Below are 19,426 nucleotides of genomic sequence, written 5' to 3'. Positions count from 1 at the left end.
CAGTTTACAGTTTACAGAAAGCTAAGAACCTAAAAATCGAAATATTTGGTCTACTCCAATTTTTTTTCAACAAATATGAAAAAATCTAATGCTCTAATTTCTTCTAAATTCTAAAAGCGAAGCGGTCTAAATTCTCAGATCTAGTTAAAAATAACGTTATTCACTTCGTTACGATCGCTATTCCTTTTTTAACTTGGGATTAACGCAAACGAGAACTTATCGCCTCTAAAAAATTGTAAATTTGAGAGATACGCACTAATCGCACATCTCTTTTTATGCTTCTACAATCTGAATTATTAGATTTTTTCAACGAAACGCGAGCACAATCTGAACTTATTTGTTCTTTTCTGGAAACCGAAGATTACGTTGTACAACCCATTGTAGATGTTTCTCCGCCTAAATGGCATTTGGGACATACTACCTGGTTCTTTGAAGAATTTGTGCTAAAACCTTACAAAAACGACTATCATCTTTTTGACGATCATTCGGCTTATGTTTTTAATAGTTATTACGAAAGCGTAGGCGAAAAAGTGATACGTACAGATCGCGGAAATCTTTCGCGTCCAACCGTTGCATGGGTGTATAAGTATAGAAATTATGTTTCTAAAGCACTAAAAGATTTTATCGAATCTGAAGAGTTAAGCCCTGAAATTTTAGAAGTGATCGAGATTGGCTGCCATCACGAAAAGCAACACCAGGAATTATTATATACCGATATAAAATACATTTTAGGAAACAATCCGCTTTTCCCTAAATACAACGACCAGTTTGAAGAAAATCCTATTTACGACTTTCCGCAGGAATGGATCTCTGTAGAAAAAGGGAATTACGACATTGGCCATAATAACACAGATTTTTGTTATGATAATGAGCTAGGTCGCCACACCGTTTATTTAGCCGATTATCAAATTTCGAATAAACTGGTAACCAATAAAGAATATATCGAATTTATTGAAGCCGGTGGTTACAAGGATGTTTTACTTTGGCATGCTGAAGGCTGGGATTGGGTAAATACCAATCAAATTTCAGCACCTTCTTACTGGCACAACATCGATGGCGATTGGCATCAATTTACACTACAAGGTTTACAAAAATTAATTTTAGATGCACCGCTAAGTCATATTAGCTATTATGAAGCCTTCGCTTTTGCACAATGGAAAGGTTTACGCTTGCCAACCGAGCAGGAATGGGAAGTCGCTAACAGCAAATTTAACTGGGGATCACGCTGGGAATGGACAGAGAGTGCTTACTCTCCATATCCCGGTTACAGCAAAGCTCCCGGCGCTTTAGGCGAATACAATGGTAAGTTTATGGTGAATCAAAAAGTGTTGCGTGGTGGCTCTGTTGCTACTTCCAACAAACAAACAAGACCAACTTATCGCAACTTTTTTCATGCCCCTTTACGCTGGCAATTCACAGGAATTCGCCTTGCAAAATAACGATCAACTTACACTATGAAATCCACACCAACTACCACAAAATATGAAACTGCATTTGAAGAAGATGTTGCCAAAGGCCTAACCAGCTTTCCTAAATATCTGCTTTCAAAATATATTTATGATGAAAAGGGAGATAAGCTTTTTCAGCAGATCATGAATATGCCAGAGTATTATTTAACCAATTGCGAACTTGGCATTCTTCAGTCACATACAGCTTCGATCGCAGATTCTTTTAATAGCAAAAAAGGTTTTGACCTTATAGAACTTGGCGCCGGCGATGGTAAAAAAACAAAAGTTTTACTGAAGCACCTGGTTGCTAAAAACTACGATTTTGATTATTTACCGGTCGATATTAGTCAGCATGTTTTAGACGAATTAGAAGAAGCTTTAAAAACTGAAATTCCCGGCGTAAACATAAAAACTCAGCAAGGAACCTATTTTAAAACCTTAGAGAAACTGGCCGATTATAACTCGCGCAAAAAAGTGATCATGGTTTTAGGCTCTAACATTGGGAATCTTTTGCATGAAAAAGCGATCGATTTTTTAAAGAATATCTGTGAAGCGATGAGTAAAGAAGATATGTTATTTATGGGCTTCGATCAGAAAAAAGATCCTCAAATAATCCTGGATGCTTATAATGATCCCCACGGAATCACAGAAGCTTTCAATAAAAATCTTCTGGTTAGAATGAATAACGAGTTGGAAGCCGACTTTAACACCGATGATTTTAAACACTGGGAAACCTATAATCCTGAAACCGGTACGGCGGCGAGTTACCTGGTGAGCAAAAAAGAACAGCAGGTAAAAATCGACAAACTTGGCCTAGATATTCATTTTGATGCCTGGGAAACCATTCATACCGAAATCTCACAGAAATACGACGATAATATTGTGCAATGGCTAGCCAAAGAAGCCGGACTAGAAGTTATTGAAGAATTTAGCGATTCGGAAAACTGCTACAAAAATTATATCTTTAGAAGGAAAGATCTTTAGATCTGTAACTAATAAAATCTATTTCTATGAAAAAGTTACTTTTCCTTTTTTCTGCCATTCTTTTAAGTTTCGCATTTATCCCGATGCAGGATTATGCTGAAACTTCAGAAAATATAGGTGTACAACAATTTATTCCACAGGGAAAAGTAAATTTTTCAGAAATCGAAACTGTCGAAAAATCAAAAATAAATAATGCTTTAGAGAAGAGTCTACAATTTGAAGATAAACCAGACGGTTCTATAATAAATTTTCTTTCCGAAAAGGTGAGAATTAAAGACAATGCATCTTCCGGGGAAAATGAATATTCTAAAATTATAAGAACTAAAAGCCAATTATCTTACGATATAAAAAAGACCGCAGAAATTATCGAATTTCGATCTACTGAAGATACTTATCCCAATTTCAGCTTAAATTCAGAGGAAAACAGCATTGTGTTGGGCGAAAAAACCTATTCATTTTCAGCAAAAATGAATATTGAGCATTCTGAAAATGCTTTTAACAGCGCATGGACCGGTTTTGTTTATACGAACGGAAAATCTATTGTTGTCTTAGCGAAATTAGATAATAATCACTTCGGAATTTTAATTCAACTTCCTAATAAAAAGCCTCAGGTTTTTATCGAAAATCAGTAATTATGAAAGCGATTTGGAAAAATACTGTGATTGCTGAAAGTGCAGATACTAAAACAGTAGAGAGCAACTACTATTTCCCGATGGAAAGTATTAAAAAAGAATACTTTAAAAACAGCAAAAAACAAACACGCTGTCCCTGGAAAGGTCTTGCATCCTATTTTACGCTAGAAGTTGATGGCGAGAAAAACGAAGATGCGGCATGGTACTATCCGCAAGCCAGCCACGCTGCAAAACCTATTCAAAACTACGTAGCCTTTAAAAATGGCGTAGAAATTAAGGAGTAAAAATAAGATTTTTTGAGATCTAGACTCTGGTATTTTAGATAGCAGCTATCCTTTATAAGCTTTAAGCGCTTTTACCAGAATTTCCAGTTCTTCTTCGGTATTAAAATAATGAAAACTTACACGTAAACCTTCACCTCGTTGCGAAACTATGATATCTTTTTCTCGTATATACTGATATAATTTATCGTCGCCTTTTATATTGAAAATCGATGAATGATCGCCTCTTTTTACAACGGCATCTTCCAATAAATTCATTTCAGTAAAAAGCTTTTTCGCATGACTTTTTAAAACATTCACCTGATCTTCTATCGTAGAAATGCCGATGTTTTTAATCAACTTCATTGCTTCACCCAAACTCCCATAGTTTAAAGTATCCTGATGACCAGGCTCAAATTTACCCAGAAAATTGCCTTCGTGCGCTTTATATTTACCCTGCAAAGAACCAAAACCTAAATGTTTTGGAGAGACCTTACCTTCAATATCTTTGTTGAAAAGCATAAAACCATTTCCGTAGCCGGCATTTAGCCATTTATACGTGCTCGAGATTAGAACATCTATTCCAGTAGCATCAAAATCGAAAGCTTCAGTTCCTAAAAACTGGGTTCCGTCTGCAATAAAAATAACGTCTGGAAAATCCTTTTTTAGCTGTGTGATAAAAGCGGTGCTTAGTTTAATCCCGTTGATATATTGCACGATACTAAACGCAAAAAACTCAGGTTGCTCTTTCTTTAAAGCTTCAACAATATTTTCTTCTAAAAATTCATTGATTTCAGCATAACAAATTTCAAAATCTCTGGATTCCACCGGCCAGTTGATCGACGGATAATCATTTTTAAGCAACAACACCTTTTTAGGTTTTTCGATTCCCTCCAAAAGCGTATTAAAACCATAAGAAAAATTAGGCACCAGCCCTACCCTGTTTGGCTCACAATTAAAAGCTTCGCCAACCTCTTCTCGCACGTTAGCCAAAAGTTTTCCCTGACCTTCTTTTAAAACACTGCCCGAAATTAAAAAATCAAGATCGTGCTCTTGTCTGAATTCTAAAACTTTCTCGTGTAATAAGCCAGAAGCTGCTGTATTAAGGTAAGTATATCGCTCTAAAACGGGAAAGCCTTTTCTTAAATTACTCATAAGCCTTAAAGAATTCAGTTGTAAAAAATGTAAATTTGTTAAAAGCACTAAAGTACCTTTATTTATGTTCTCTAAAAAGAAAAATACTTCTAAAGTAGATGCCGAACAGCGTGAGTTGTACGAAAATGCCAGAAAAAGGACACTTCAGAAAAAAAGACTTTTTCAGCATTTTATCGTATTTCTTGGCGCTTCTATTTTGGCCATTATTTTAAATGTGGTAATAGGTTTTAAAGAAGATATATTACTATTAGGCTATAATTGGTTTGTTTGGGTTATCCTTATTTGGGGATTTATCTTTTTGATACACTTCTTTAATGTGCTTTTAGTAAATACGTTTATGGGAAAAGAATGGCAGGCAAAACAAATTGACAAACTGGTTGCCAAGCAAAAAGAAAAGATTGCAAAATTGCAACAACAAGTAGAAAAAGATTATCCGCTGCCTAATAAAGACAATCAAAAAAAATTCCCTCAAGACAGCGAAACTAACGAAAGATTTAAGCAAATCGCTCCAGATAAACCAGACCAAAACTACAATCATTAATTTATGGTTACAATGATCGCGGCTGCGGCCGAAAATAATGCACTAGGTAAAGACAACGATCTTTTATGGCGATTGCCAGACGATTTTAAGCGTTTTAAGAAATTAACCAGTAATCACTCAATTATTATGGGCCGCAAAACCTTTGAAAGTTTTGATGGTTTGCTACCTAATCGTACTCACTTCGTAATTACCAGAAACGAAGATTACGATCCTGGCAAAGGCGTTTATGTGGTAAAAAGTTTATCACTGGCATTAAAGATCGCACAGGATCTAGATCCCAATCCATTTATAATTGGTGGTGGTGAGATCTACAAAATGGGATTGGAAAGAACAGACAAGATCGAACTTACCCGTGTTCATGAAAGCTTTGATGATGCCGATACCTTTTTTCCTGAAATCGACGAAGAGGAATGGAAGTTAACTGAAGAGGTTTTTCATGAAAAAGACGAGAAACATAAATACTCTTTTAGTTACCTTACGTATGAGCGTAAATGATGCCTACCAGCCACTTTTTAAAATAATTGAAGAAAAAAACAATCTAAAAATCAACAATATCACCTCGCTATCTGGCGGAGATATCAATAATGTTTTTTTGCTGAATACTACGGAAGGAAAGAAGGTGGTAAAAGTGAATAGCGCCACAAAATTCCCAAGAATGTTTGAAGCTGAAATGGCCGGAATGAAAGCTTTAAAATCTGCTGAAGCCATCGATGTGCCACAAATGATTGCCGTTTATACTGAAAGTGAATATTCCTGCCTTTTAATGGAATATCGGGAAACAGGTTCTAAATCATCAAACTTCTGGACTGTTTTTGGGAAGCAAATGGCAGATCTCCATAAAAACACGCAGCTGAAATTCGGTTTTTCTGAAGATAATTATATTGGCAGTTTACCTCAGCAAAATAAAGAACACGAAAATATTATTGACTTCTATATTGAAGAACGGCTAGAACCACAATTCAAACTAGCAAAAGAACAAGGTTATGGTTTAGGTGACACAAATAAATTCTGTTCAGAATTATACAATCTTATCCCACAGGAAAAACCGGCATTAATTCATGGTGATCTTTGGAATGGTAATTACCTGGTAAACGCTGAAGGCCACCCATGCCTTATCGATCCTGCCGTTGCTTATGCGCCACGAGAAATGGATCTTTCGATGATGAAGCTTTTTGGCGGATTCGATTCTGCTTTATTCAATGCTTATTTTGAAGAATTTCCAGTAGAAAAAGGCTTTGAAAATCGTGTTCCCATCTGGCAGCTTTACTATCTACTGGTACATCTCAATCTTTTTGGCACTGGCTATTTAGGTTCTTGTAAGAATATTATAGAACGCTACTCATAAAAGCAGAAATTCCATTTCAAAAAGGAATTTCACAATTCTTAACAGCAACTTATTCGTTTTTAGCAGTTTATTAGCTTACAACTTTTTAAGGCTTTTGTAATTTCATAATTCAACTAAAAAAGAAAGATTATGAGTATAGAGAATTTGGAATATACTGAAGCTAGAAAGAAACTAAAATCTTTAGTGAACGAAATTAAAATGGCTATGCTAATAACCAATATTGGTTCTAAACCGGTTAACGCAGTGCCAATGACCACTAAAAAAGTTGATACCGAAGGTAACATTTGGTTTTTAAGTACCTTAGATAGCGATCATGATACCGATATCGTAAAAGACAGCGATGTACAATTGCTATATAGTGACACAAAAAAAATGGATTTTATTAGCGTTTTTGGTTACGCTACTTTAGTTACCGATAAAGATATTTTAGAAGAATTATATAGTAAAGTAGACGACACCTGGTTTAAAGGCGTAGATGATCCTAACTTAACAGCGATAAAAGTGAATCCACAAGAAGCCTATTATTGGGATACAAAATCGAATAAGTATACGGCTCTGTTTAAAATGGGCATTGCTGCAGTCACCGGGGAAAGTCAGGATATTGGTGAAAAAGGAAAACTAAATTTATAAAGAGTGTATTTGCAGAAAGAGACCTCGCAGCTATATTTTGTTGTGAGGTCTTTTTTATTCTTCCTATTTTTGCCGAAGTTATATCGTATTTTCTTAAGAAAATAAAGATGTAATAATTTATAATTTCGGGTCTCGAAAGCAATAAATTAAGGATCGAGACAGCTATTAAACCCTTTTTAAAAGGGATAAAATTTAGAAAATGAAAGCATACGTTTTTCCCGGACAGGGAGCACAATTTTCAGGAATGGGAGCAGATTTATACGAAAAGTCTGCTGAAGCTAAAGACCTATTTGAAAGAGCAAATGAAATCCTTGGCTTTTCTATAACCGAAACGATGTTTAGTGGATCTGCTGAAGATCTAAAACAAACTAAGGTTACCCAACCTGCAGTATTTTTGCATAGTGTAATTTTAAGTAAGGTTTTAGGAGCAGATTTTAAACCAGATATGGTTGCCGGGCATTCTTTAGGAGAATTTTCTGCTCTTGTAGCCAATAATACTTTAGAATTTGAAGACGCCCTAAAGCTTGTTTCTCAACGTGCTTTAGCCATGCAAAAAGCCTGTGAAATTACACCATCTACCATGGCGGCTGTTTTAGGTTTAGAAGATGAACTTGTAGAATCTGTTTGTGCTGAAATTGAAGGAACTGTTGTTGCGGCTAATTACAATTGCCCAGGGCAATTAGTAATTTCTGGCGAGGTTGCAGCTGTAGAAAAAGCCTGCGAAGAATTAAAAGAAAGAGGTGCTAAACGTGCATTATTGCTTCCTGTTGGTGGAGCTTTCCATTCACCACTTATGGAACCAGCGAGAAAAGAACTGGCAGCAGCAATAGAAGCTACTAATTTCAAGAATCCTTCTTGTCCTATTTATCAAAATGTGAGTACTACTGCGGTAACAGATCCGGTTGAAATTCAAAAGAATCTTGTATTTCAATTAACAGCTCCCGTAAAATGGACGCAATCTGTACAGAATATGATTAAAGATGGTGCAACAAGCTTTACTGAAGTTGGCCCGGGAAAAGTATTACAAGGACTTGTAAAGAAAGTAGATCGAAAAATGGAGACTGCTTCTGCAGAGATTTAATTTATATCTTCATAAAAATCATAAAAGGTGAGCTTGTCAGCTCACCTTTTTTATTTCCTATAATTTACCATTTGCTAAAACGTAAAACCAAAACTTTAATTTTACGCGAAAGAGGTAGTTTTTAAACACTTATTTTCAACCTACTAGAATTTATGTTTATTTTTTTGACTTTTAAGACTACAATTCTGATCAAAACTGCACATTATATCAAAAGAAGTAGAGCTTCAAAGTTTTGAATAATTTAATTAGACACTATATAAATTCAATTAATTACATTTTTTAACATAAATAATTGTTCAATATATTTAATATATTATTTTTTAACTATTTATAAATATTTATTTGGTTTTTTGATTAGGTTTTTCATAATTTTTTAACATGCTAATTCAAAAACTCAAATATGAAAAGAAAACTACAAAGTTTTTTGACCTTACTGTTTTTGTTCTCCATTTGCAGCGTTTTCGCTCAGGATAGAACAATTTCAGGAACAATTACAGATGATCAGGGCATGCCGTTACCTGGTGTAAACGTCAGAATCAAAGGAACCACAAGTGGTATTCAGTCAGATTTCGATGGTAACTATTCCATTGCTGCAGAAGAAGGTGATATTATCGTATTTTCTTTTGTTGGATTAAAAACGGCAGAATATACGGTAGGCGACATTAATACCATCGATGTTGTTATGGAAGCCGACCAGGCACAACTTGATGAAGTGGTGGTAACCGCTCTGGGGATCTCCAGAGAAAAAAAGTCTTTAGGTTATGCGGTTTCCGAAGTTAGTAGCGAAGATCTGGAATCCAGAGCTGAAGGGGATGTTGGCCGACTTTTAAGTGGTAAGGCTTCAGGAGTGCAAATCACCCAACAAAGTGGGATCTCTGGATCTGGAACAAATATCATTATTAGAGGTTTAAGTTCTTTTAGTGGTAGTAACCAGCCCTTATTTATTGTAGATGGTGTTCCCTTTAGTAGCGATACAAACGCTCAGGGAGACTTCGTTGAAGGTAATAGTGGAGGAAGTAGATTCTTCGACCTGGATCCTAACAATATCGAAAGTGTAAACGTTTTAAAAGGTCTTGCAGCTTCTACTCTTTACGGAACTCAAGGTCGAAACGGAGTAATTTTGATCACCACTAAAAACGGAAGCGGTGCTGCCAGTCGTAAAAAGCATGAAGTTACCGTAACTTCTTCAATCTTCTTTAATGAAGTAGCTTCGATTCCAGATTACACTATGAGTTATGGTGGTGGTTTCGATCAGGCTTTTGGATGGTTCTATAGTAACTGGGGACCAGGATTTGATGAAGCTGGTGTTGCAGGTTGGGGTGCAGATCCCGCGATCGATGAGAACGGAAATTTACCGCATCCTTATTCTACTGCAAGTTCTGGAACGGGAATCCCTCAGGCATTCCCAGAGTTTGCTGATACACCCTATGCATGGCAACCATACAATAGTGTAGAAGAATTTTTTAGAACAGGTGTTGTATCTAATACTAGTGTAAACTTCTCTGGAGCTTCAGATGATGGTAAAGTTACTTACAGCTTAAGTGGTGGACATTTAGAAGACGAAGGTTTTACTCCAGAAAATAAAGTTATAAGAAATAACCTTGGGATTGGTGGTAAAGCTGAACTTGCAAATAACTTTACAATCAACGGTACCTTAAACTTTTCGCAAACAGATTTTAAATCACCTCCGGTTTCTGCAGGGGATGGTAATACTGTATTTGGCGGTGGAGGATCTTCAGTATTTTCAAACGTGTTCTTTACACCCAGAAATGTAGATTTGATGGGACTACCCTATCAAAATCCTTTAACGGGCGGAAGTGTTTATTATCGCCAGGCCAATGATATTCAGCATCCTTTATGGACAGTATATAATGCGAGTTCAGAACAGTTGACCAATCGTGTATATGGTAGCGCGGGCATCATGTATGATTTTACTGATAATCTAAACTTAACTTATAGATTAGGAATCGATCTTTATAATGAAGGTAACACCAGCTATCAAAACAGAGGAGGCTCTACGTCTAATACACGAATTAGAAGTGGTTTCTATGATACCTGGACCAACTCAAATACCATTTGGGATCACAACATCACATTAAATGGGATGTATGATCTTTCAGAAAAACTTGGACTTAATTTTAACCTGGGAGCAACCACCAGAAGAACTATTTACGATCGCCAGGGAGTTAGTAGTTCTAACCAACAGGTTTTTGATGTCTTAAGACACTTCAACTTTATGTTGCAGGACGAAATTCAGTATTCCGAAGAAAGAAATATTGCAGGTCTTTATGGACAGGTAGAATTAGATTACGATGGATTTTTATACCTTACAATTAATGGTCGTAACGACTGGGTATCTAATCTTTCTGAAGACAATAGATCGATTTTTTATCCTGGAGTTAGTGCTTCATTTTTACCAACCTCAGCATTTTCAGACCTTAGTGGCGATGCTTTAGGATTTTTAAAACTTAGAGCAGGTTTTGGTACCTCTGCAAACTTCCCGTCTGGATACCCAATTGCTAATAGACTTTCATTGAATACACAACGTTGGCTTGATGACTCTGGAAACTTAATAGTTAGTAATACAACTAATAGTGTTTTAGGTAATCCAGATCTGGAACCAGAAACAATGACTGAAATTGAATTTGGAGTAGAATCGAACTGGTTCAATAATCATTTTACACTTAATGCATCTTATTTTAATAGAATTACAGAAAATCTTCTGGTAAACAGAAGCTTAGATGCATCTACGGGTTATACGAGTGTTCGAACTAATATTGGTGAAATCAATGTAGAAGGATTAGAAATTGAGGCCGGGCTGGATATCTTTAAAAATCCAGATCAAGGTGCTTTTAATTGGAGCATAAATGCAAACTTTAGTACTATAGAACCAACGGTAAAAGATCTTGGCCAGGATACAGATATCATTGTTTATTCAGGTTTCTCTAACCTGGGAAATGCTGCTATTCCAGACAAGCCTTTAGGAACTATAGTTGGATCTCGAATCTTAAGAGACGATGCAGGAAACTTTGTTACCAATAGCCAGGGAGATTATGTTGTTGAATCTGGCCAGTTTGAAATTGGGGATCCTAACCCAGATTATACACTTAATGTGAGCAGTAGTATCTCCCTTAAAAATTTCAATTTTAATATTTTGGTAACTCATGTCTCTGGCGGTGATATTTACAGCCAAACGATCGCTACATTATTAGGAAGAGGACTAACTACAGATACAGATAACAGAATCAATCCTTTTATTCTTCCGGGTGTAAATCAGGATACTGGCGAGCCAAACAATATTCAAATTAATAATTCACAGTATTATTTTGATAATATTCTATTTGGACCAGATGAGCTTCAGGTTTACGATGGTTCTGTAATAAGACTTCAGGAGGTATCTTTAGGATACTCTGTACCACAATCATTTTTAGAGAAAACACCTTTTGGTTCGCTTTCCCTAAAAGTATCTGGATATAACCTTTGGTACGATGCCTACAATACGCCAGATGGTATAAACTTCGATCCTAATGTTGCTGCCTTAGGAGTAGGAAATGGACAGGGATTTGATTTTTTAAGTGGACCAAGTTCGAAGAGATACGGAATTAGTATCACAGCTTCATTTTAAAAACTAAAACAATATGAAAAGTATACGTAAAATATTCGGATTGTTCGTCTTGGCAGGACTTTGCTTTTATTCCTGTGAAACGACCGACATGGATTTAACCGAAGACCCTAATTTTTTAACACCAGAGCAGGCCGATGTTGATTTTTATCTAAATGCGATCGAAAGATCTTATGTAAGCCTAATGCAAAACTTTGGGAATTACGGCGCGCAGGTAACAAGGATAGAATACATGGGTAGTCGTAATTATTTAAATGCTTATTCGCCTACCGCTTTTGATGATGAATGGGATTTAGCTTATCGCCAGATTCTGGCAGATGTAGAAGCGATGACTCCAATTGCACAGGAAAACGAACAATTTCATCATATCGCAATAGCTCAGCTTCTTTCTGCTAATGTCTTGATTACACTGGTAGATTATTTTGGAGACATTCCTTATTCTGAAGCTTTAATGGGCGACGAAGGAAACTTTAATCCCGCTGTAGATGATGGTGCAGCGGTTTATGCCGCAGCAGAATCATTAATAGATGAAGCGATAGCTAATTTTAATATGGAGGCAGCCGCAGAACCAGATTATGATCCTTTTTATGAAGGAGATTATGAGAATTGGGTAAAACTTGCAAATACTTTAAAAATGAAGATCTATGTTCAGACGAGATTAGTAGATGATTCAGCTTTAAGTAGTTTTAACCAGATCGTTACTTCCGGTGATTTTATTAGTAGTACAGATGAAGATTTCCAATTTAGATATGGTACAAACGAAAATCAGCCTGATACAAGAAACGGAAGATATGCAAATAACTACACTCCAACAGGAGCCGGAAGCTATCTATCCAATTGGCTAATGGGAACCATGTTAGAAGACAGTGACCCTAGAATACGTTATTATTTCTATCGCCAGGTAGATGCTGTTCCTGGAGAGGAAGTAGATCCTAATGAACAAACTTTAACTTGTTCTATGGAAAGCGCTCCACAACATTATATCGATGGTGGCTATACATTTTGTAGTTTACCCAGTGGATATTGGGGTAGAGATCATGGTGATAATGATGGTACTCCAGGAGACGGATTCTTGAGATCAACATACGGAATTTATCCGGCAGGCGGAATGTTTGACGACAGTAGATTTGCACCAGTTTCACAAGGTGCAGGAGCCGCCGGTGCAGGAATCACACCATTAATGCTAGCTTCATGGGTAGATTTTATGAGAGCTGAAATGGCTATGGCAGAAGGAGACGAAATCACCGCACAGGAATTTGTAGTTAGCGGTACTCAAAAATCTATTGCTAAAGTTCAGTCTTTTGGAGCGCTAGATCCAGATGCAGATTTAAGCTACGCTCCTTCAGAAGAGCAGGTAGACAGTTTTCTATCTCAGCTAGAAACAGAATTAAGCAGCGCAAGTACAGATGAGAAATGGAATGTTTTAGCTGAAGAATTTTGGATCGCATCTTTTGGAAACGGTACATTAAACTACAACTTTTATCGTAGAACTGGATACCCAACTACACTTCAGCCAAATAGAGAGCCAAACCCAGGAGGTTTTATAAGATCGTTTAGATATCCTGCAAACTTTGTAAATAACAACTCTTCTGTATCACAGAAACAGGAAGTTACCACGACAGTTTTTTGGGACACTAACCCGGCATCTCCTTCATTTCCTGAGTCGAACTAAATAAAAAAACTATGATGAAAAAACATATAAAATATATCATGCCGTTTTTTGCCTTCTTGCTGCTGCTTGGTTGTACAGAAGAAGACAATACCGTAGACAAGGTATTTCAGGATACCGTTTATGGGGCAATACTTAGAACAACAGAAACCATAAGCGCATCTTACAATGCTTTTGATCCTACCTCTATTTTTTCGATCATGTTAGAAGAACAGGACGAGGAAATGGGAGATCTACTAGAATCTGTAGATGTTTACATCTCTTTTGAAGATAACCAGGGAGATGCTGTGGATAATAGTACAAGTGAAACATTATTAGTCAATATACCAGCATCTGAATTTACCACCGGGGATAATGGTTTACCTGTTATTTCTTTTGAAAGATCTTTAGCCGAAGCTGCCAGCGCAGCCGGACTTTCCGAAAGTGATTATAGTGGTGGTGATCGTTTTATCTATCGTATGGTTCTAAATTTAACCGATGGCAGATCGTACACCAATACCGATTATGGCGGAACTGTATCGAGCAGTTCATTCTTTAGATCACCATTAATTTACTACGTTGGGGTAAACTGTACTCCGCTTACTCCGGTTCCTGGAACCTACAATGTAGACCTACAGGATAGTTACGGTGATGGTTGGAACGGTGCTTCTATTTCGGTTACCATAGACGGCACTACAGAAGATTACACTTTGGATTCTGGTTCTGCCGGATCATTTTCTGTAACCGTACCAGAAGATACAGAGGAGTTATCCTTCGTATTCAATTCAGGTGATTGGGATAGCGAAATAACATTTCAGGTCTATGCACCTAATGGTGACTTAGCTTCAGAACAAGGCCCCAGTCCCGGGGTTGGCGAGATTCCATTGAGCATCTGTCCAGATTAATACAAAAGTTTGTATTAGCTTTAAAGGCTGCCTGAAATTATTAAGGCAGCCTTTTTTAAATTTCCTTACTATGAAAAAATTAAGACTCAGTTTATATTGTTTTTTCCTGATGACCTTTACTACCAACTATGCTCAGGTTACCACACCTAAACCAGGAAATTTTAAATCGATCACAGATGGTGGTACAGGAAGCCAACCTATCCTAAATACGATAATGCACGATCTGTTGGATAACAAAAATGCTTATAACTCTAATCTTAAAACAATAGGATCTCCTTATTTAGATGAGAGCTACAAGATTGCGACCGTATATTATCAAGGAGAATTACAGGAGAACTTCTATGCTCGGCATAACATTTTAAATGATGAAATTGAATTAAAGCAAACTATTTTACCAGAAGAACAACCAAAAGCACTAATTAGAGATAAAAATATCAAATTGATCTTTGAGGATGGTAAAGAAATTTATTTCAGAAAATACAAACCTAAAAAAGACAATGCAGTAAATGGTTTTGTGTACGCTATTAATGATTCTGCCACGTACAATGCTTACAAAGTCATTAACGCAAAATTCTCTGAAGGTCATGCAGCCACAAGCTCTATGGTAAAGGAAGTGCCGAATCGTTTTTCACATTTCAGTAGTTATTATTATTCTTCAAAGCCAGAAGAAATTTTACGACCGCTACCTTCAAATTATAAAAAATTCATTAAAACTTTAGAACCTGAACTTCAGGAAAAATTAAAGGCTTACATCAAAGAGAATAGGTTGAATCTTAAAGAAGATGATGAGATTAAATCGATTTTCGATTATTTAAACAACAATTTAAAATAATTGACACTAAAACAAAAAAGCCATGAAACTAAATAATTTCACGGCTCTTCAATATTTTCAATCCTTTCGTTTTACTGAAAACTATCCATTCACAAACTCGATAAGTGTTTTGGTGATAAACTCGATTTGCTCTTCATCCAATTCGGTATGCATAGGTAAAGAAATTACTTCTTTCACCAATTGATTAGTCACTTCAAAATCTGCTTCATTGTAGCGCTCGTCTGTATAAGCTTTTTGTTTGTGAAGCGGAATTGGATAATACACTCCACAAGGAATATCATTTTCCTGAAAATGCTTCACTAAAGCATCTCTTTTTCCGTTAGTGATTCTTAGCGTATATTGATGAAAAACATGTGTATCATCTGCACCAATACGAACCGGAGTAATTATATTTTCCTGTCCTTTTAAAGCTGCATCGTAAAGATCTGCTGATTTTCTACGAGCCGCATTATAAGTATCTAATTTTGGCAATTTTGCTCTTAAAACTGCTGCCTGCAAACTATCCAATCTAGAGTTCACTCCAACAACATCATGATGATAACGCTCGTACATTCCGTGGTTTACAACCCCGCGAATGGTATGCGCTAATTCATCGTCGTTAGTAAAGATCGCTCCTCCATCACCATAACACCCTAAGTTTTTGGATGGAAAAAATGAGGTTGCTCCAATATGGCCAATCGTTCCGGTTTTGTGGGTTTTCCCGTTTTTATCGTGGTAATTTCCGCCAATCGCCTGTGCATTATCTTCAATTACATAAAGATTATTAGCTTCAGCAATTTCCATGATCGCATCCATATTTGCCGATTGTCCAAATAAATGTACCGGTACTATTGCTTTGGTTTTTGGCGTAATTGCCGACTTAATTTTTTCAGGATCGATATTAAAAGTATCTGGTTCTACATCAATTAAAACCGGAGTTAATCCTAACAAAGCAATAACCTCTACAGTAGCAGCGAAAGTAAAATCTACGGTAATAACCTCGTCACCAGGTTTTAAACCTAGCCCCATCATGGCAATTTGCAAAGCATCTGTCCCGTTCCCACAAGGGATTACGTGTTTTACACCAAGATATGCTTCTAATTCCTTTTGAAAATTCTGAACTTCAGGTCCGTTTATAAAAGCTGTGGAGGTTATCACCTCATCAAAAGAAGTACTAATTTGATCTTTTATTCCTTCATATTGACCTTTAAGGTCAACCATCTGTATCTTTCTCATTTGTTTTTTCTTGTGGAATCAAAATTACGAAATATAGCAGCTATTGCCATACATTTTTAAGGAAACCCCTACTTTTGTAATCCAAATTCTTTGTTTTGCGAGGCATTTATAATTTACTCACTTATTTAACCAAAGCGGCACTTCCTTTGCCGGCCATGTTTAACCCAAAACTCAAACTATTTGTAGAGGGCAGAAAACAGGTTTTTCAGCAATTAGAAAAGATTGATTTTTCTAAAGATTGGGTTTGGTTTCACGCCGCATCTTTGGGAGAATTTGAGCAAGCTGTTCCTATTATGGAAGCTATAAAAGCTGAATATCCAGATTATAAGATTTTGGTGAGCTTTTATTCGCCTTCTGGCTATGAAAACAAGAAAAAACACCCTTCGGCAGATGCGATCGTGTATTTACCAATAGACACTCCTAAAAATGCAAAACGCTTTGTATCGCTAGTAAGACCAAAGCTTGCCTTTTTTATCAAATATGACATTTGGCCTAACTTTTTAAAAGAATTAAAAGAGCACAACATTCGCACATTTCTAATTTCTGGCGCATTTAGAAAAGATCAGATCTATTTTAAGCTTTACGGAAGTTTATTTAAAGAAGCTCTTCAGGTTTTTGAACATATTTTTCTTCAGAATGAATCATCAAAACAGCTTTTAAAAACAATTAATATTGAAAATACCACGGTAAGTGGTGATACTCGTTTCGATCGTGTTGCAAGACAATTAGAATATGATAATCAGCTTGAATTTGTAGCAAATTTTAAAGAAAATAAAACCTGTATAGTTGCCGGAAGCACCTGGCCAGAAGACGATGCGCTTTTACTGGATTTCATCAATAATTCTTCAGGAGATGTAAAATTCATCATTGCTCCGCATGAAATAAAGTCTGAAAAGATCGAAAAACTAAAAGCGAAAATTATAAAAAAAACGATCTTATTTTCAGAAAAAAATGATGCTGAAATTAACGAATATCAGGTTTTAATTATCGATACTATTGGATTACTTACTAAAGTTTACAGCTATGCAGACATCGCTTATGTTGGCGGGGCAGCAGGCACCAGCGGACTTCATAACATTTTAGAACCTGCAACTTTTCGTGTTCCTATTATTATTGGTAAAAATTTCGACAAATTCCCGGAAGCTAAACAACTTCAGCAACTTGCCGGATTATTTTCGGTTGCTTCCGCAGAAGAATTATCCCAAATAATGACCAAACTGGTAATAAACAAAGAATTTAGGTCTAAAACCGGAATGATTAGCGGTCATTTTATAAATAGTAACACAGGTGCAACTCGCACTGTGCTATCCTATCTAAAGCAAAACCACTAATTTTTTGAGTGTATTTTAAGACTTTCTATTAAAATTCATTTAAAAAATATCGAAAAAAGCTTATTAGTCGTAATTTCGACCTGTTCAACAATATTTAAAAATCATGAAACGATTAATTTTATTAGGTGGATTTATGGCAATAAGTGCAACAACTTTTTTGTCTTGCCGTGAAGAACCTCAAAAAACCGTTGTAAAAGAAGTTGAAGTCGAAAAAACCGAAAACGAAGGTATTTTAGAACGTACTGCTAAGAAAGTAGACAAAAAAGTAAATGAAGAAATCGACGAGGAAATCGATAAAATTGGCGACGATAATTAAGGAGTTTTAACAAAAAAACTCGGTTTCCCAGAGTTTTAAAATAGTCTTAGCAAAACTTTACCACAAATTTTATTAAGTCTGTTTATTTACATATTAATTTTAATTTCAACCAATAAATCAAAAAACTATGAAACGTTACTTTTTAATATTTGCTTCTTTTCTAACTATTTCTTTTACAATGAATTCTTGTAGAGAAACAACAGAAGACAACACCGATGACACCGAAATGAACGATGGTATGATTGAAGATCAGGAAGATGAAATGGATGATTATAATGACGACGACAATGGTGTAATTGAAGATGTTAAAGAAGCAGGGCAGGATGTTGGAGATGCAGTTGAAAATGCAGCCAACGAAACCGGTGACGCTGTAGATACTGCAGTAGACGAAACTGGAAATGCTATTGACGAAGTTGGAGACGAAATTGACGGATCTGACGATAATTAAACAAATATTACCAACCAAAAACCAATATTATGAAAAGAGCCTTAGTAATTTTAGCCGCATTTGTAACAACTATTGTATTAACTTCTTGCCGTGAAGAAAAATCTGGTGTAGAAAAAGCTGCAGATAGTGTTGAAGAAGCAGCAGAAGATACAGGTGATGCAATAGAAGATGCAGTAGATTAACCCAAAATACAAAGCAACTTACTAACCAAAGAGAAAAGCCCTTTCAGTTTTGAAAGGGCTTTTTTTATAATGCTAAAAATATCAGATTATTGATACACTTTTATATAATCGATATAGAATTTAGTAGGAAAAATACTGTCGTCTACCTCGGGACCGCCAAAGTTTCCACCAATCGCCATATTCAGCAAGAAATAGAACTTGTGTCTAAAAGGATAATGCTCGTCGTCCTTTACTTTTGGTGAAAAAGTATATACTTTTTTTCCGTCGATAAAATAAACAATTTCATCTTTAGACCATTCTACTTTATACACATGAAAATCGTCTTCTACATTATCGATTTTCGTCACTTTAGTGCTTGCATTATCGCCGTACGTTGCTGGGGTGTGTAAAGTTGTGTGCAGCGTATCTTTCATTCGGCCTACATATTCCATAATATCGATTTCTCCGGAAGCAGGCCAGCCCACTTCACCAATATTATCACCAAGCATCCAGATTGCCGGCCAAATTCCGTGTCCGCCAGGAACTTTAGCTCGGGTTTCTATAGTTCCGTATTGAAATTCGAACTTTTCCTTGGTATTTATTCGAGAACTGAAATAATCATCACCGTCTTTTTCAGCAGTAATTATCGCCATCCCGTCTTTAATTTCAAGATTTTCCGGACGATAAACCTGGCGTTCGTTATTTCCCCAACCACAAATATCAGGACAACCATCACCATTCTCGTAGCTCCAATAATCCATATTTAAGCTATTTCCATCAAAATCTTCTTCCCAGATCAATTCTTTTTCCTGAGTACTGCAACTTTGTAAACTCAAAAAAACTAATCCTAAAATCGCGAATCTTGCCTTCAT

General features: G+C 36.2%; 20 protein-coding genes. 17 read left to right on the top strand and 3 right to left on the bottom strand.

Going from position 1 to position 19,426, the window contains the following annotated elements:
• The first annotated feature begins 275 nt into the window (after nucleotides 1-275).
• Genes egtB through IIF7_RS00140 form a run of 4 tightly spaced genes read left to right on the top strand, consistent with a single transcriptional unit; the run spans nucleotide 276 to nucleotide 3,348 of the window.
• Nucleotides 276-1,439, top strand: coding sequence for an ergothioneine biosynthesis protein EgtB (gene egtB / locus IIF7_RS00155; RefSeq protein WP_084839684.1), 1,164 nt, complete (start codon nucleotides 276-278; stop codon nucleotides 1,437-1,439).
• Nucleotides 1,440-1,454: 15 nt separating this feature from the next.
• A complete protein-coding gene (locus tag IIF7_RS00150; protein WP_084839683.1) occupies nucleotides 1,455-2,432 on the top strand; it encodes an L-histidine N(alpha)-methyltransferase in 978 nt (325 codons plus the stop codon).
• A 26-nt stretch (nucleotides 2,433-2,458) separates the two neighbouring features.
• Nucleotides 2,459-3,064, top strand: coding sequence for a hypothetical protein (locus IIF7_RS00145; protein WP_084839682.1), 606 nt, complete (start codon nucleotides 2,459-2,461; stop codon nucleotides 3,062-3,064).
• Nucleotides 3,065-3,066: 2 nt separating this feature from the next.
• Nucleotides 3,067-3,348: a DUF427 domain-containing protein gene (locus IIF7_RS00140; protein WP_176218873.1), complete on the top strand. Its 282-nt coding sequence runs from the start codon at nucleotides 3,067-3,069 to the stop codon at nucleotides 3,346-3,348.
• A gap of 45 nt (nucleotides 3,349-3,393) precedes the next feature.
• On the opposite strand, the gene IIF7_RS00135 is transcribed toward IIF7_RS00140, so the two are convergent.
• The gene (locus IIF7_RS00135; protein WP_084839680.1) at nucleotides 3,394-4,479 is read right to left on the bottom strand and encodes an aminotransferase class V-fold PLP-dependent enzyme; all 1,086 of its coding nucleotides are present in this window, start codon (nucleotides 4,477-4,479) and stop codon (nucleotides 3,394-3,396) included.
• A 64-nt stretch (nucleotides 4,480-4,543) separates the two neighbouring features.
• Here IIF7_RS00135 and IIF7_RS21015 point away from each other — a divergent pair, with 64 nt between their 5' ends.
• The 9 genes from IIF7_RS21015 to IIF7_RS00095 all read left to right on the top strand — a co-directional run bounded on the left by IIF7_RS21015 (nucleotide 4,544) and on the right by IIF7_RS00095 (nucleotide 15,083).
• Nucleotides 4,544-5,020: a 2TM domain-containing protein gene (locus IIF7_RS21015; RefSeq protein WP_245801452.1), complete on the top strand. Its 477-nt coding sequence runs from the start codon at nucleotides 4,544-4,546 to the stop codon at nucleotides 5,018-5,020.
• 3 nt (nucleotides 5,021-5,023) lie between these two features.
• Entirely contained in the window at nucleotides 5,024-5,515 is a 492-nt protein-coding gene (locus IIF7_RS21010; protein WP_245801451.1) for a dihydrofolate reductase, read from the top strand.
• Nucleotides 5,457-6,365, top strand: a complete 909-nt coding sequence (locus tag IIF7_RS00125; protein ID WP_245801450.1) for a fructosamine kinase family protein — start codon at nucleotides 5,457-5,459, stop codon at nucleotides 6,363-6,365. Before IIF7_RS21010 ends, IIF7_RS00125 begins: the two co-directional genes overlap by 59 nt.
• Nucleotides 6,366-6,494: 129 nt before the next feature.
• Nucleotides 6,495-6,995, top strand: a complete 501-nt coding sequence (locus tag IIF7_RS00120; RefSeq protein ID WP_084839678.1) for a pyridoxamine 5'-phosphate oxidase family protein — start codon at nucleotides 6,495-6,497, stop codon at nucleotides 6,993-6,995.
• A gap of 199 nt (nucleotides 6,996-7,194) precedes the next feature.
• Nucleotides 7,195-8,076: an ACP S-malonyltransferase gene (gene fabD, locus IIF7_RS00115; protein WP_084839677.1), complete on the top strand. Its 882-nt coding sequence runs from the start codon at nucleotides 7,195-7,197 to the stop codon at nucleotides 8,074-8,076.
• Between the two features lie 400 nt (nucleotides 8,077-8,476).
• Entirely contained in the window at nucleotides 8,477-11,701 is a 3,225-nt protein-coding gene (locus IIF7_RS00110; RefSeq protein ID WP_084839676.1) for a SusC/RagA family TonB-linked outer membrane protein, read from the top strand.
• A 13-nt stretch (nucleotides 11,702-11,714) separates the two neighbouring features.
• On the top strand, nucleotides 11,715-13,370 hold the full coding sequence (locus IIF7_RS00105) for a SusD/RagB family nutrient-binding outer membrane lipoprotein (protein ID WP_139801242.1): 1,656 nt from the start codon (nucleotides 11,715-11,717) through the stop codon (nucleotides 13,368-13,370).
• An 11-nt stretch (nucleotides 13,371-13,381) separates the two neighbouring features.
• Complete coding sequence (locus tag IIF7_RS00100) at nucleotides 13,382-14,251, top strand: hypothetical protein (protein ID WP_084839674.1); 870 nt, start codon at nucleotides 13,382-13,384, stop codon at nucleotides 14,249-14,251.
• Nucleotides 14,252-14,321: 70 nt separating this feature from the next.
• A complete protein-coding gene (locus IIF7_RS00095) occupies nucleotides 14,322-15,083 on the top strand; it encodes a hypothetical protein (RefSeq protein ID WP_139801241.1) in 762 nt (253 codons plus the stop codon).
• Between the two features lie 81 nt (nucleotides 15,084-15,164).
• Here IIF7_RS00095 and IIF7_RS00090 read toward each other — a convergent pair whose 3' ends face one another.
• The gene (locus IIF7_RS00090; protein ID WP_084839672.1) at nucleotides 15,165-16,298 is read right to left on the bottom strand and encodes a DegT/DnrJ/EryC1/StrS family aminotransferase; all 1,134 of its coding nucleotides are present in this window, start codon (nucleotides 16,296-16,298) and stop codon (nucleotides 15,165-15,167) included.
• 95 nt (nucleotides 16,299-16,393) lie between these two features.
• On the opposite strand from IIF7_RS00090, the gene IIF7_RS00085 reads away from it, so the two are divergent.
• The 4 genes from IIF7_RS00085 (at nucleotide 16,394) to IIF7_RS20770 (ending at nucleotide 18,575) form a co-directional block, all read left to right on the top strand.
• Entirely contained in the window at nucleotides 16,394-17,629 is a 1,236-nt protein-coding gene (locus tag IIF7_RS00085) for a 3-deoxy-D-manno-octulosonic acid transferase (RefSeq protein ID WP_084839671.1), read from the top strand.
• 103 nt (nucleotides 17,630-17,732) lie between these two features.
• The gene (locus tag IIF7_RS00080; protein WP_084839670.1) at nucleotides 17,733-17,945 is read left to right on the top strand and encodes a hypothetical protein; all 213 of its coding nucleotides are present in this window, start codon (nucleotides 17,733-17,735) and stop codon (nucleotides 17,943-17,945) included.
• A gap of 127 nt (nucleotides 17,946-18,072) precedes the next feature.
• Nucleotides 18,073-18,393, top strand: a complete 321-nt coding sequence (locus IIF7_RS00075; protein WP_084839669.1) for a hypothetical protein — start codon at nucleotides 18,073-18,075, stop codon at nucleotides 18,391-18,393.
• Nucleotides 18,394-18,422: 29 nt separating this feature from the next.
• A complete protein-coding gene (locus IIF7_RS20770; RefSeq protein WP_176218872.1) occupies nucleotides 18,423-18,575 on the top strand; it encodes a hypothetical protein in 153 nt (50 codons plus the stop codon).
• An 86-nt stretch (nucleotides 18,576-18,661) separates the two neighbouring features.
• Here IIF7_RS20770 and IIF7_RS00070 read toward each other — a convergent pair whose 3' ends face one another.
• Nucleotides 18,662-19,426, bottom strand: a complete 765-nt coding sequence (locus IIF7_RS00070) for a glycoside hydrolase family 16 protein (protein WP_084840042.1) — start codon at nucleotides 19,424-19,426, stop codon at nucleotides 18,662-18,664.

The organism is Zunongwangia atlantica 22II14-10F7, from assembly GCF_002094855.1.
Classification (GTDB): Bacteria; Bacteroidota; Bacteroidia; order Flavobacteriales; family Flavobacteriaceae; genus Zunongwangia; species Zunongwangia atlantica.
Note: the sequence above shows the minus strand (reverse complement) of the source record. Positions and strands in the feature narration are given on the sequence as shown.

Excerpts from the sequence above, each read along its gene's own strand:
- egtB (WP_084839684.1), top strand. The coding sequence starts at position 276 with ATGCTTCTACAATCTGAATTATTAGATTTTTTCAACGAAACGCGAGCA.
- IIF7_RS00150 (WP_084839683.1), top strand. The coding sequence starts at position 1,455 with ATGAAATCCACACCAACTACCACAAAATATGAAACTGCATTTGAAGAA.
- IIF7_RS00145 (WP_084839682.1), top strand. The coding sequence starts at position 2,459 with ATGAAAAAGTTACTTTTCCTTTTTTCTGCCATTCTTTTAAGTTTCGCA.
- IIF7_RS00140 (WP_176218873.1), top strand. The coding sequence starts at position 3,067 with ATGAAAGCGATTTGGAAAAATACTGTGATTGCTGAAAGTGCAGATACT.
- IIF7_RS00135 (WP_084839680.1), bottom strand. The coding sequence starts at position 4,479 with ATGAGTAATTTAAGAAAAGGCTTTCCCGTTTTAGAGCGATATACTTAC.
- IIF7_RS21015 (WP_245801452.1), top strand. The coding sequence starts at position 4,544 with ATGTTCTCTAAAAAGAAAAATACTTCTAAAGTAGATGCCGAACAGCGT.
- IIF7_RS21010 (WP_245801451.1), top strand. The coding sequence starts at position 5,024 with ATGGTTACAATGATCGCGGCTGCGGCCGAAAATAATGCACTAGGTAAA.
- IIF7_RS00125 (WP_245801450.1), top strand. The coding sequence starts at position 5,457 with ATGAAAAAGACGAGAAACATAAATACTCTTTTAGTTACCTTACGTATG.
- IIF7_RS00120 (WP_084839678.1), top strand. The coding sequence starts at position 6,495 with ATGAGTATAGAGAATTTGGAATATACTGAAGCTAGAAAGAAACTAAAA.
- fabD (WP_084839677.1), top strand. The coding sequence starts at position 7,195 with ATGAAAGCATACGTTTTTCCCGGACAGGGAGCACAATTTTCAGGAATG.
- IIF7_RS00110 (WP_084839676.1), top strand. The coding sequence starts at position 8,477 with ATGAAAAGAAAACTACAAAGTTTTTTGACCTTACTGTTTTTGTTCTCC.
- IIF7_RS00105 (WP_139801242.1), top strand. The coding sequence starts at position 11,715 with ATGAAAAGTATACGTAAAATATTCGGATTGTTCGTCTTGGCAGGACTT.
- IIF7_RS00100 (WP_084839674.1), top strand. The coding sequence starts at position 13,382 with ATGATGAAAAAACATATAAAATATATCATGCCGTTTTTTGCCTTCTTG.
- IIF7_RS00095 (WP_139801241.1), top strand. The coding sequence starts at position 14,322 with ATGAAAAAATTAAGACTCAGTTTATATTGTTTTTTCCTGATGACCTTT.
- IIF7_RS00090 (WP_084839672.1), bottom strand. The coding sequence starts at position 16,298 with ATGAGAAAGATACAGATGGTTGACCTTAAAGGTCAATATGAAGGAATA.
- IIF7_RS00080 (WP_084839670.1), top strand. The coding sequence starts at position 17,733 with ATGAAACGATTAATTTTATTAGGTGGATTTATGGCAATAAGTGCAACA.
- IIF7_RS00075 (WP_084839669.1), top strand. The coding sequence starts at position 18,073 with ATGAAACGTTACTTTTTAATATTTGCTTCTTTTCTAACTATTTCTTTT.
- IIF7_RS20770 (WP_176218872.1), top strand. The coding sequence starts at position 18,423 with ATGAAAAGAGCCTTAGTAATTTTAGCCGCATTTGTAACAACTATTGTA.
- IIF7_RS00070 (WP_084840042.1), bottom strand. The coding sequence starts at position 19,426 with ATGAAGGCAAGATTCGCGATTTTAGGATTAGTTTTTTTGAGTTTACAA.